The sequence below is a fragment of the Anaerococcus provencensis genome, from assembly GCF_000312365.2.
In the GTDB taxonomy this organism is placed as follows: Bacteria; Bacillota; Clostridia; order Tissierellales; family Peptoniphilaceae; genus Anaerococcus; species Anaerococcus provencensis.
In genome coordinates this window covers 133853-147118 of sequence record NZ_HG003687.1, presented here as the reverse complement: position 1 = coordinate 147118, position 13266 = coordinate 133853, and the positions used below count along the sequence as shown (strand labels likewise).

At 35.3% G+C, this 13266-nt stretch carries 11 protein-coding genes; 3 read left to right on the top strand and 8 right to left on the bottom strand.

Annotated features, from left to right (window positions below):
- Positions 1 to 28: 28 nt before the first annotated feature.
- Positions 29 to 2587 (bottom strand): ATP-dependent DNA helicase, encoded by a 2559-nt coding sequence (locus BN38_RS08180; RefSeq protein ID WP_044566758.1) that lies wholly within the window; start codon positions 2585 to 2587, stop codon positions 29 to 31.
- Positions 2584 to 3084: a GNAT family N-acetyltransferase gene (locus tag BN38_RS08175; protein ID WP_044566756.1), complete on the bottom strand. Its 501-nt coding sequence runs from the start codon at positions 3082 to 3084 to the stop codon at positions 2584 to 2586. Before BN38_RS08175 ends, BN38_RS08180 begins: the two co-directional genes overlap by 4 nt.
- A gap of 100 nt (positions 3085 to 3184) precedes the next feature.
- On the opposite strand from BN38_RS08175, the gene BN38_RS08170 reads away from it, so the two are divergent.
- Positions 3185 to 4360, top strand: a complete 1176-nt coding sequence (locus BN38_RS08170; protein ID WP_044566754.1) for an NAD(P)/FAD-dependent oxidoreductase — start codon at positions 3185 to 3187, stop codon at positions 4358 to 4360.
- A 1041-nt stretch (positions 4361 to 5401) separates the two neighbouring features.
- On the opposite strand, the gene BN38_RS08165 is transcribed toward BN38_RS08170, so the two are convergent.
- Genes BN38_RS08165 through ilvA form a run of 5 tightly spaced genes read right to left on the bottom strand, consistent with a single transcriptional unit; the run spans position 5402 to position 11246 of the window.
- Positions 5402 to 6139, bottom strand: coding sequence for an alpha/beta hydrolase (locus tag BN38_RS08165; protein WP_044566752.1), 738 nt, complete (start codon positions 6137 to 6139; stop codon positions 5402 to 5404).
- A gap of 8 nt (positions 6140 to 6147) precedes the next feature.
- Positions 6148 to 7440 (bottom strand): NAD(P)H-dependent oxidoreductase, encoded by a 1293-nt coding sequence (locus BN38_RS08160; protein ID WP_044566750.1) that lies wholly within the window; start codon positions 7438 to 7440, stop codon positions 6148 to 6150.
- Positions 7433 to 8641, bottom strand: coding sequence for an aminoacetone oxidase family FAD-binding enzyme (locus tag BN38_RS08155; RefSeq protein ID WP_044566748.1), 1209 nt, complete (start codon positions 8639 to 8641; stop codon positions 7433 to 7435). Before BN38_RS08155 ends, BN38_RS08160 begins: the two co-directional genes overlap by 8 nt.
- A complete protein-coding gene (locus BN38_RS08150; protein WP_044566746.1) occupies positions 8638 to 10065 on the bottom strand; it encodes a UDP-N-acetylmuramoyl-L-alanyl-D-glutamate--2,6-diaminopimelate ligase in 1428 nt (475 codons plus the stop codon). Before BN38_RS08150 ends, BN38_RS08155 begins: the two co-directional genes overlap by 4 nt.
- Complete coding sequence (gene ilvA / locus BN38_RS08145; RefSeq protein WP_044566744.1) at positions 10062 to 11246, bottom strand: threonine ammonia-lyase; 1185 nt, start codon at positions 11244 to 11246, stop codon at positions 10062 to 10064. The genes BN38_RS08150 and ilvA overlap by 4 nt, the downstream gene beginning before the upstream one ends.
- An 88-nt stretch (positions 11247 to 11334) precedes the next feature.
- Between ilvA and BN38_RS08140 the strand changes: the two genes are divergently transcribed.
- Positions 11335 to 11952, top strand: coding sequence for a hypothetical protein (locus BN38_RS08140; RefSeq protein WP_044566742.1), 618 nt, complete (start codon positions 11335 to 11337; stop codon positions 11950 to 11952).
- On the top strand, positions 11939 to 12760 hold the full coding sequence (locus BN38_RS08135) for a hypothetical protein (protein ID WP_044566740.1): 822 nt from the start codon (positions 11939 to 11941) through the stop codon (positions 12758 to 12760). The genes BN38_RS08140 and BN38_RS08135 overlap by 14 nt, the downstream gene beginning before the upstream one ends.
- A 262-nt stretch (positions 12761 to 13022) precedes the next feature.
- Here the strand turns inward: BN38_RS08135 and BN38_RS08130 are convergent, their stop codons facing one another.
- Positions 13023 to 13250 carry a glutaredoxin family protein gene (locus BN38_RS08130; protein ID WP_044566738.1) on the bottom strand — a complete coding sequence of 76 codons (228 nt, stop codon included), beginning with the start codon at positions 13248 to 13250 and terminating at the stop codon, positions 13023 to 13025.
- Positions 13251 to 13266: the final 16 nt, after the last annotated feature.

Below are 13266 nucleotides of genomic sequence, written 5' to 3'. Positions count from 1 at the left end.
ACCTAACTATATTGTATTGCACAGTAGATCAATTTCTATGGCAGTAATATTTCATAGGGCAATACTTACATTCTACCCTCTTATCAGTTTTTTTATAAATATTTTCTTCGAAAATTTTTTTTGCTATTTGGTCAATTTTTTCTATAGAAAAGTCTTCTTGGCTAACTTCTATGACCTGGTCTTTTTCTATGAAATATAGGTATAGCTTATTTGGGAAATGGTCATTAAATTCGCAAAGATACTTATATGTTATCAATTGTTTCTTGTATTTTTCTAAAGTCTCTTGATCATATGAGCCAGTTTTAAGATCCATTATAGACCCATCATCTAAGATAAGGTCAATATTTCCCTGAAGTATATAAAAATCTCTATCAACCTTGTAATTGATCTCGCTTAAGCTTAGGTCAAAGTTTCGCTTGCGGAAATTATCAATAGCTTTGCTATAAGCATTGTTTGTAGCTATAATCTCATTAAGTTTATGTTCATCAATATATTTATGAAGACCTATATATTCAGCTAAGGCGTGAATATTCGTTCCTAGGATTAGACTCTTAGATTTTGGAAGTTTGTAATTTAATTTCCTTATAAACTTATACTTTAGTGGACAAGATTCATAAACTTCTATGTCTGTAGTAAATGATAAAATTGGTTTTGGGATTTCTACATTGATTTTTTGAAGATCTATAGTCGATAGCTTGGAAGTATTGTCTAGGCTATTTGCAAAGTCTACTAATCTTTGATCCCTAGAATTATCCAAGATTACCAAGAGATTTTTTGCCCTAGTAAAGGCAGTGTAGTACTTCCTATAAAAGTCTTTGTCAGCAGAATCCTTATCAGCCCTTGAGTAATCGTATTTTTCTAATAATTTCTTCTTATTTGCCCTAGGATAATCATTTAAGCCTGAGACAAATACTGTATCAAATTCCAAGCCCTTGGCATTGTGGATGGTCATAAAGTTAATTGCATCGTAGTCTGGTGTACTATCGTCAAATTCTTTTATAGAATTTTTTTTGAAAAAGTAATATAGGTAGCCATGGATGAATTCTAGGCCAGAAGAATTTTTGAATATATCTTCATAATCGGCAACTATTTTAGTAAATTTACCTATATTTCTCATAGCCCTATCGCTATTGATTTCTCCTAGTTTTCTATCCAAAATATCTGCAAAAATCGGCAAGGAAAAAGCCTTATATACTATCTCGCTTATAGATTTTGGATTATTATCTCTAAAATACCTTATAAATTCGTCCATTTCTACTGACTTAAAAGATTGATCATCAAATAGGTCTGCCAAATATGACCTAAAAAAATACCTTTGTTTTTCCTCATAGGTCAGGTAATCATTATAGGTTAAATTGGACGGATATGATGAATATATGCTAGCAAGTATATAAACTAGGATTTTGATTTCTCTTCTATAGAAAAATTTGCTAGAAGACCAGTTTATAACCTTAATCCCCGCATTCTTAAAAAATGCTTCTAATTCCTTTGGATAAGCAGAATTTAGACTTGGGAACAAGAAAGCAATTTGCCCAAAATTTATCTTCTCATTTAAAATTTTTATTATCTTAAGCAAATTTTCTTTGTTATTGGCCCTTGCCCTTACAAGTGAGTTGGGATTTTTCTCTTGGTCTATAGCTTTTAGTTGCTTTGACCTATTTGCCCCAAAGTAATTATTTAGCCACTTTTGGCTAGTGTCTATGATGGCTTGGTTTGACCTGTAGTTTATATCTAGTTTGTAGATACTTGCAGATTTACCAAGCTTATCCTTGCAAACCTGGTCAAATTCTAATAGATTTTTGGGATCTGCTCCCCTAAAGCTATAAAGTGACTGGTCATCGTCACCAAAAACCATAAGGTTCTTATCCTTTAATAGCTTAAAGGCGATTTCTTGTTGGATAAGATTAGTGTCTTGGTATTCATCAATGATTACAAAATCTATTGAATTTCTAATAGCATCTCCTATGACATCATCTGATAATAAGTCGTAAAACTTTTTTAAAATCATCTGGAAATTCATTAATTTCATTGACTTTAGTAAGTTAAGATGGGTCATATATACTTCAAAAGAAAGCCTATCTATCGGATCCTTTGAAGCCCTTAACATATCTAGGTCAATTAGATTGTTGGTAATGGACTCGAAAATCTCCCGGATTTTAGAAACTTCTCCATATCTGATGTACTTGTCAAAATCTTCAATTTCCTTAAAGATACCAAGGTTTTTTTCTAGTATATAGCCTTCCATATCCTGGTCTATAACCATTGACGGGAAAAAATCATAATCAAGTTTTTTATATTTTTCTATAAAAATATTGGCTAAGGAATGGAAGTTGCCTATCTTTAAGTCATCTAGGTCAGTTTTTATGCCCTCTTTTTTGAACTCACTAAGAATCCTAACGTTAAGCTCAGCTGCAGCCTTTTTTGTAAAAGTTGTAATCAATATTCTATTTGGTGCAAGACCATGGTTTTTGACAAGGTCTGTGACCTTTTTTACTATGGTAAAGGTCTTGCCTGTACCAGGTCCAGCTATGACTGCTGCAGGATAATTGCTAGCAGATATAACTTTTTTTTGCCTATCATTTATCATAACATCAACTCATAGGCGACTCTAGGCATAGGAATTCCATTATCATTGACATATATTATGCCCATGTAAGAAAATCCCATCTTTTCTATGAGTCCTCTCATCCTAAAATTATCCTGGTGGGTATCAATTTCTATTGCATCCCTATTTTCATCTCTTGCGAAATCAATTATCTGACCAAAAAATTTGGTCGCAATCCCCTGTTTACCAAAATCGATATCTATGCAAAAGGTATGAACTGTTATAGAATTTTCCCCCTTCATCATATTTCTTACGCTAGCGTAAGTAGGTTCATAGTCTTCTGATAGATATGCATAAGCTATTACTTGGCCATCTTTTTCGTAGACATAGGCCCTATTTCGTGAGATTTGACGAGCCAAAAGCCCCCTATCAGGGCTACCTTTTTGCCATTGGTCAACGCCGTCATTTTTTAGTGACTCTTTTGCTTTTTCTACTATTTTGTATATTTTATCTAAATCATTAAATGTTGCTATCCTCATAAAAATATTATACCATTTTGATATTACAACTTTTCTTCAAAAACGGGTAAGATTCATGTATAATGGTAATAAGTAAAGAATTATTATAAAAGAGGTAAAAATGTACGATTATTTGATTATTGGAAACGGTATTTCAGGCTTATCTGCAACAGAAGAAATTAGAAAAAAGGATTCTGACTCTAGTATTCTAATAGTATCAGCAGAAAAACCAAGCACATACTGGAGAACTAGACTATCTGATTTGATTTCAAAAGAATTCAACGAAGATGACATCTATGTGAAAAAACAACCTTGGTACAGTGAAAGACACATTGAAGAAAAACTTGAAACAGCAGTAGAAAAGTTAGATCTTGACAATAACATTGCTCACCTATCAACAGGTGAAGAGATTGAGTATGGAAAAGTACTCCTTGCAACAGGAGCAAGACCATTTATCCCACCAATCAAAAACGTTGAAAGCGAAGGAGTCTTTGCCATAAGAACTATAGATGACCTTATGAACTTTAAGGCCTATGTAGAAGGCAAAGAAGAAGTCGTTGTAATCGGTGGTGGAATCTTGGGACTTGAAGCAGCTTACTCTGCCCTACTACTTGGCAAAGAAGTAACAGTTATAGAAAGCTTTGACTACCTACTATCTCGTCAGCTAGATAAAGAGTTGTCAGAAAAATTAGAAAAAGACCTAAATGAAATGGGAATCAAAACCTATACAGGTAAATTCACAGAAGAAATTCTAGTAGAAGATGGCAAAGTTAAAGGAATCAAACTTTCTGATGGCGAGGAAATCCCAGCAGATGCTATAATGATCCAAGCCGGCGTAAGATCAAACATAGATTTAGCCAAAGCATCAGGTCTTGAAGTAGACCGCGGCATAGTAGTTGATGACAACCTACAAAGCAAAAAAGAAAATGTATTTGCAGCAGGTGACTGTGCACAAATCGGCGATTTCACAATAGGCCTATGGACAAGCAGCCAAGAAATGGGAAGAATAGCTGGTCACAATATGACAGGATCTGATGAACACTACCAAAAACCAAAGCCATTCTCAACACTAATGATAGGAGATACAAAAATCTTCTCAGCAGGAATGAGCTCTGGTGAAGGAATCGAAGAAATCAAAGCAGAAAAAGACGGAAACATCTACAAACTATTCAAAAAAGAAAACCAATACGTAGGAGGAATCCTATGGGGAGACATCAAATATCAAAATGATGTTAAAGATGTGGTATTCTTTGGTAAAGAACTAGAAGAAACTAAATTAGCTGAAATTTTTAAATAAAAAATATTTTTTCCAGGCAGAAAGCCTGGTTTTTTCTTGATTATTTTTAGAAAATAATCGAAAATCTTTTTTTATTTTAAGGAATTAATATCTTGTTTTTTAATTGTTATTTAAGGCTGTACCGTTGCACTAAGGGGGGGGGAAAACCCAGGGGAGTTCCGATTCTCCCCAACTGGTTTTCCTCCTTAAACCCCCTTTTCCGCTACCCCCTCGAAACGGCCACTGCGTGGTGCTAAAACTTGTAAGAATTTGCTTTGCAAATTCTTACGATATGACAGGGTGAAACCATATTATATACTATAAAAATTGGTGTTTTCTAAATCTTGAATTTCTAAAATCGCAAACTCGCTACGCTCAAACAGTGCGATTTCTTAACGAAATTCTACGATTTGAAAACAAAGCAATTTTCCCACCTCTAAGCCTATGGATTTAGTATTTGTAGGCTTAGTGGTGCAGTGAATATTGTATTAACAATCTAAACAAAAGAATTTGCGGAGCAAACTTCTACTAATCATTGCCCCACGCAGTGGCGGAGGGGGTGTAGAAGGTATAGGGGGGATCGGGGGAAAGGAAAAAGGGGTCTCCGCTACCCCTAATTCCTATCCCCCGAGGTGCAACGGTACAGCCTAAAATAAGAGAGAGAATATAAGACATTCAAAACATTTGAAGTAGAAAGAAATATTTTTCTTTCCAATTTCTTTATAAAGATACTTCGGTTGCCCCTGATAGGGCCTCCCTCGGTCGGCTCTGTTAGCCAAATCGCCCTGTATGTGGCGGGTGGCCTGCTTTTGGACTTCGCTACATTTGACATTCCATCAATTTCGCAAAGAGTTCTTCGGATTCGCTTTCAGCTCATCTCGGAGATGGCAAATGTAATTTGCCACCCAAGATGAAGGGACTGGGGATAGGTCAAGAAGGATGACAGTTACGTTAATATAATTAATAAAAAAAGATTCATATAAAAATCTATTTATTCAAAAAAGCACCCTTATAGGGTGCTAGTTTTTAAATATAAAATTTTTACAAAAAATTTATTGAAACTTAATTTAGCAAATAAGTTAAAGCCTCCGGCATTCTTTCTGCCCAGTCCCTTTCGTGGTGGGTTGCTCCTTTGGCGTAGACAAATTTGCTTTCGACTTTATCTTTCAAGTAACCATAGGCCATCTTGTTTAAGTCCACGTATGATCTAGATAGGAGTGGGTCTTCTGGGTATTCATTATCTCCTACGTCTATATAGACTTTTTGCTTGTTTTTGCCATCGTAGGAATTTAACATTTGCCCTGATTCTACTAGGTTGATGTTAAAGTGTGAGCTCATAGCTAGGACTCTTTGAAATATCTTAGGGTACTTAGCCCCCATATATAGGCTCATGAGTCCTCCTAGGGAGGCTCCACCTATTAGCCTTACTATTTCTTTCTTATCTTTTTCTATGTGTGGGATGAGTTCTTTTACAATGAATTCTCCAGTTTCTATGCCTTGCGGCCTATAAGTAAAGTCATCGTCAAAGTAGTCAGCTTCTGGGTCACCCTCAGTGTATGGAGTGTACTCATTTGTCCTATTTGAATCATATGGAGCATATATACCAACGACATTTGCCCTTATCTTAGCTTTGTCTAGGGCTTCTTTGAATTCAAATGTAGCATCCATATAGCATTCTTCTAGGTCAAATAGGTTTTGACCGTCAAAGAAGTAAATGTATATGTTGGATTCTGGATTTTCTAGAAAATTGTAAGTCACGTTTCTTTTTAAAAATTTGGAATATATTTCAAATTTGTCCATGACTTCTCCTAGAGTTTCATTGAGTTTTGTCTACGACGTAATCTTGTTATTGTAGCTCTTTCGTCAATTTCTACCATTGTCATATCTATTAAAGTGTCTTTTGGAATGTCAACTTTTGCTACTGTCTTTGGAGTGATTAGTCCAATTGGCAATAGGTCTTCTTTCATTGATCTTGTGTGGCTAGTAAGTTTACCAAATACCTTTTCGCTTCCTATACCATCTAGTGTTTCGCCCTTTTTGATATCTCTTTTAGCGATAGTGACTGTATCTGCCACTTGACCTTGGATTGGTGCTATTGTAGGTTCATTTTCTACTACAGCATTGTATATGGTAATTGGCGCTTCTAGACTTGTTAAGTGATAAGGTCTATACATTAGATAGTTTGGACCATCTCCAAAGCCTAAGAATTTCATCAAATCTCTGACATCTTCCTTATCACTTGTGACTATGATAAATACTCCTGGTGCCATTCCTTTTGAAAATTCTACAACCTTGTAGTTATCAAGGACTCCACCGTCAGATTTTAATTTAAAGTCTTCGACAGCATTTTCTGGACTTGTCTCTATGCCGTGGCAGCCAAAGGTATCTGGCAAAAATCCAAGGGCATTGCATACGCTATTAAGCTCAATCATTGTATTTGTACCATCTACAAATGATGTGAGCATCTTTGGATTCAAACCTTTTTCTATAGCTTCTGCCCTAACCTGGTCAGGTGTTACATACTCGTCAAGTCTATTGTTTTTACCCTTTGCGGCAACTAATACATCAAGACCCATACCAAAGGCTTGGTCGCAAAGATCTATGATAGCTCCTGGCTCATCGCCAAGGATTCCAGTATAAACCACGCCAGCTTTTTTGGCCATATCGTGCAATACTGGTCCAACTGTTGCTTCACATTCCACGTTAAAGGAAATCATATGCTTGTGATATTGGATAGTTTTTCTTGCTATAACAGCTCCAAATGATGGATTGCCTGTACAGTCAACTACAGCATTTATTTGCATAAGCTTGTAGGAAAGTCTGTAGTTAGTAGACACACAAACATAACCCTTTTCTAGGATTTCATAACCTTCGTTGTAATCATCAGTATAAATAATTTTATCTTCAGCAACTCCACTTCTAACAAGAGCATCTATGGCCTTTTGTGGGGTTCTGTCGATTACTAGTTTTACTTCCATGGCATCTATATTGGCTAGTTGGGAAATCAAAGATGTTCCCATCTTGCCTGCTCCCATTACGGCAAGCCTTATAGATTCGCCATTGTATTTCATTTCATTTAAATTTCTACTTATTTTAAACATTCAAACTCCTTAAAAACTTTGATGATACAAAAGCAGATGCAGCAGCCCACCATATGTTGTAGCCACCGCAATCTCCAGCCACATCCAGGCACTCACCTATGAAAAATACATCCTTGTATTTATTATGAGCCATAGTTTGTGGGTCGATGTATCTTGTATCTACCCCACCTATGGTCACCTGAGCATTTACCTTATCGTGGATTTTTGTCACATTAAATCTCAAGTATTTCAAAGATCTACAAAGCATTTCAAAATCCTTGTCATTTAAGTTATTTGCTTTTTTATCAGGGCTAATTTTGCCCACTTTTAGGATATCATCAATTAGTTTCTCATTTATTATACCGATTATAATCTCTTTTATGGTTCTAGCAGGGAATTTTTTTGCAAGATTTCTCACATAGCCAGTAAATTCTTCTTTAGCCAAGTCTGGGAAGAAGTCGATTTCTATTTGGCTTTTGGACTTATTTTTTAGGCTAATGGATAATTCATTGGAAATATCTAGAATTGCTGTCCCTGTGAGGCCATAATTTTGGAAAATAATGTCGTCAATAGATGATTTGCTATACTTTCCATCGACTAACAAACTTGCTTTTCCACTAATCTTTGTGCCCTTGGCTTTTTTGGAAAATTTCTCCTTGGTCTCAAAATTTGTAATACCATAGGTCATAGGAGTGACCTTGACCTTATCCTTTATAAGGTCAAAAATCTTGCCATCAGACCCTGAGTTTTGCAAAGTTTTGCCACCTGTTGCTATTACTAGCTTGTCGTAAGGATATGACTTTTCCTTGGTTTTTACAATTTTTTTATCAAAATCAATATCCGTCACTTCTTGGTTAAAGACAAAGTCTGCATTTTCCTTTGCCTTAAGAAATAGGCTATCCCTCACAGTCTTGCTTGACATAGTGAGAGGATAGCACCTTCCTGATGGCAGGTGGGTAGTAGCTATGCCTATTTCATTAAAGTAGTCTATAAGCTTATTAGAATCAAAGGAATCTATAGCAAAATCTACAAAGTTTGGATTATCAGATTTAAAAAATTCCTTGCCTTGGTTAAGATTTGTAAAGTTACAACGACCATTGCCAGTTGCCAGAAGTTTTCTACCGGCAAATTCATTTTTTTCAATAAGTGTAACTTGACCCTCATCCATAAATGATGCAAAAAACAAGGCAGAAACACCAGCTCCTATTACGAGAATTTTCATTGCTCTTTTATAGCCTCAAGGACAGTTTCATATTCGTTATAATAAGTTTTTTCATTGCCGTGGTGTTTTAAGAATCTCTCCTCGCCCTTGCCAAGCATGACAATATAATCGCCCTCATTAGCTTGACTTATAGCCCATTTGATGGCTTCTTTACGATTTTCGATTCTCTCATATTCTCCACCAAATTCCTCGATGCCTTTGATCAAATCATTGGTGATATTTTCAAAAGTATCAAATTTATTATCATCTGTAGTCGCCACTACAAATACATCATTTTTGGCACAGATATTGCCTGTAAGCCTTCTAAATTCTTCATTCCTATCGCCATTTACTCCAAAAACTGCATAGGTCCTCACATCTTGTGGTATTGATTTAAATAGTGAATCAAAGGCAACAGGTGTATGGGCAAAGTCTATGACAATATTTTTGCCCAAGTCATTTTCTATATATTGGAATCTTGAAGGAATCCCCTTAAATTTAACTAAGTTATCAGCAATTGTTCCTAGGTCATTTCCCATTTGACTTAGAACAGTAATGGCAGCTAGGGAATTGTAAAGTTCATAATCTGCTATGGTGTTTATGGTAAATTCTTGGTCTTTTACAAAAAATGTGGTTTTACCATCATTTTTCTTTATGTCATAGGCCATGTAGTCAACATCATCGCTTGTACCATAAGAAATCACATCAGCAAATCTTTCCTTTGCCTTTCTGCCATAGGGATCGTCAAAGTTTGCAATTTTTACCTTAGCAACTTCAAAAAGTTTCATCTTTGCATCAAAGTATCCATCCATAGTCTTGTGATAGTCCAGATGTTCTGTAGAAAGATTGGTGAATACTCCATAGTCAAAGTCTATACCGTTTAAGCGGTTTTGTGATAGGCCGTGGGAACTTGATTCTATGACTACCTTATCTATGCCTTGGTCTAAACTCTCGTTTAATACTTTGTTTATGAAAAATATATCTGGAGTTGTATTTGGTGTCTCGGTTCTTGCTCCATTTACAAAGGCACCGTCCGTTCCAATATTTGTAGCCTTGCCATATATTTCTTTGATTAGAAAATATATCAAGGAAGAAGTGGTTGTTTTACCATTTGTTCCTGTCACTCCTACCACTGTCATTTTCTTTGATGGGTAGTCTTCTAGGATATTTGATATATCCGAAGTAGCTTTTCTACTATCAGCAACTTTTATATAATTAATCCCATCTACATAGTCTATATCTTCGCTATGAACTATGGTTTTTGCGCCCTTTGCTATGGCATCTTCTATATACTTATGGCCGTCTAAGACATTGCCCTTTATTGCTGCAAAGCTATCAATACCATCCATATATTGGGAGTTGTTGGTAATGTCACTTATATCACTATCATTTTGTTTTTTGTAAGATATATATTCAATTCTTTTGATTAAATCATCAAATTTCAATGTATAATGTATCCTTTCTTATTTAAAAGATCGTGAATTTTCTTAACGTGTTCTACACCATTGGTCTCAAGTGTGATTTCAACATTTATATTCTTGTATCTGCTTGCTTCTCTTAGGCTGTCTTGGTCAATTGTAACAACATTTGCCTTTGTATAGGCAATATCTGAAAGAAGCTCTTGAAGTTTGCCTGGTATGTTTGGTAGTTCAACGTTAATTCTAGTAATTCTACCAGTTTCAAATAGACCACGATTGATAAGTTGAGAGATGAAGCTCATATCAATATTTCCACCGCTTATGATTGAAACAACGTTTTTGTTGTAGAAATTAACTTTCTGTAAGGCTGCAAGTGATAGGGCTCCAGATGGTTCTGCTACTAGTTTGTGGCGTTCCATTAGATTAATAAAGGCCATCAAAACTTCCTCATCTGTTACAGTTATCCAGTCGTCAACATAGTCCTTACAAATCTCATAAGTATATTTACCAACTTCTGCAACTGCTGTACCATCAGCTATAGTGTCTACTCCCTTTACTTTTACAACTTTGCCTTCTTTGACTGCTTCTTTCATAGAAGCGGCTGATACTGGTTCAACACCAATAACCTTGATAAGTGGGCTAATTTGCTTGATGCATTTAGCAACTCCTGCTATTAGTCCGCCACCACCTACAGGGACAATCACATAGTCCACATATTCTAGGTCTTCTAAGATTTCAAGGCTTATGGTTCCTTGACCTTCTATGACATCTAGGTCATCAAAAGGCGGGATAAAAGTAAGTCCTTCTTTTTCTGCACGTTCTAGGGCGTGGTCCTTGCAGGCATCAAAGTTTTCACCAAATAGGTCTACCTTTGCTCCATATTTCAAAGTTCCATCGACCTTGATCATTGGGGTTTGTTCTGGCATACAGATTGTTGCATCTATGCCAAGGTCATTCGCAGAAAAAGCTACACCTTGGGCGTGGTTGCCAGCTGATGCTGTGATAATACCCTTAGCTTTTTCTTCTTCGCTTAGCTTACATATCTTATTATAGGCTCCTCTTATCTTAAAGGAACCAGTTTTTTGTAAATTTTCTGGTTTTATGTATACGTTATTATTAGATATTCCTGAAAAATAATCTGAATAGAACAAATGGGTTCTATTTGTAACCTTGTCTACTCTTTCTTTTGCGCTATTAAAATCAAACATAATATCCTCCTATATCTATTATTATAACATTTAATTTATTTAAATCTTGTAAAATATCTGATACAATTAACCAATGAGGTATAAATTTATGAAAATATTTTTAAGTTTACTTATTTGCCTTAGCCTATCATCTTGTGATAAGGCAAGTGATTTCATGTACAACAATTTTTCATTACAAAAAAATATAGATATGGTCGAAGAAAATCATAGGAAAAATATTGCAGGTGATTTCAAAATAGATGGCTATTCATACACATTCCCAAGCCTAGTAGATAGCTTTGTACAAAATGGCTTCACATACCAGGTAAAAAAAGAGGGACAGGATTTTAAAGATGATATACAAAATCTTGATGTGGGTGAAGTTTGTGATATTTACTTTAGCAAAAATCAAGCAAGCTTTTGGGGACAAGTTAAAAATAATACTGGAGCAAGTGCTGATATAGGAGAATTATCCTTATCATATATCAAACTTACAAATGATGGACTTGGAAGTATGGATTTTGCCCTAGATGATATAAAGATGAATGATGACATAAGCCAAATCGAGAATAAGCTTTCTGATAAGGAGATTATATCTTTAAACAACGACCAGTATTATATGTATCTAAATGGACAATATGTGGTGATTTTTACTATGAAAGATGATAAACTAATACAAATTGAAATTATACCTAATGAAAGGTTAGCAGATTATGAGAAAAACTAAATTAGAAAAAGTATATAGGGCCTTACCCCTAGTATCACTGATTATCCTAATTATTTGCTTTATATTTAGATATTCATACATCAATTTTTTAGGATATGATAGGCCACTTAAATTAGCTGTCTTATTTTGCACTAGCCTTGGACTAATAGGGACTCTGCTTGCTATTGTCGATGGAGTAAATAAAGATTTTAAGGGAAAAGTAGTTTTGTTTTTGCTTATAAACCTTATTTTTATCTTTACCTTTCCCCTCCTTCACGCTGCCGAAGTATTTTTAAAACCAGTGGAAAATCCTTATACCAAGCTAACACCAGAAACAGCTTACACAACCAAAAGAAGAGATGACGCTGCCTTTATCCTAGAAGGCGAGCTTTACCAGTGGCCACTTACTATAGATGACTTCATAGAAAATGGCTACGAGTATAGAGACCTTGGTGATAATAAAGTTTCTCTAAGTAAGCTAGGAAAATCAAATGAGCTTAAACCAACTTGGTTTACAGATGGGGACCGCGATGATATAGCAAGAACAGAAGCCTACGCTATAGAACTTGGCCTAGATGAAAACAAAAAGGACGTAAATTCCTTCCAAATCCAAGCTATGGATAATAACTGGGATTTGGAAATAATGGGCCACACCCTCCTAGATAGCATTTATAATGTTAAAGGGGAATTTAAAGATAAACTTATAGAAGATCCTAATAATAAGGGTAAAACTATGAAAAACTTTTATCTACAAAGCTCAGATGGCTATAAAATCACCTTTGGTGGTCTAAATGGCAAAATACAAAATGTTGAAATAAGTAAGCCATAGGAGTGAGATTGTAATATAAAATATTTGGTGATATTCAAAACTTGTCATCCTTGAGAGACCGAAGTGATCGAAGGATCTCTTAAAGAATCGTTCATCCAGGAGATTCTTCGCATACGCTCAGAATGACAGTCTAGTGGGAATCATTTGCGATGCTCCTCCCCTTGTCATCCTCGAGGGAGCAAAAGCGACCGAAGGATCTCCTATAGGTGTATTACTGTTTTTAGATTTTTCCACAAAAAAGAGGGCCTTAACCCTCTTCTTTTTAAGCTAATTTTGCTTCTATAGCTGCTTTGTCAAATCCTACTATATCTTCTCCGTCGATATTGATTACTGGAACACCTCTGTAACCTTTTGATACAAGGTATTCTACTGCGTCTGGATTTTCGTCTATGTTCATTTCTGTAAATTCTATATTATTCTCATTGAAATATTGTTTTGCTGCTTTACAGAAAACACATGTATTTGATGTATAAACTTTTATATCTGCCATTATTATCTCCTTATTT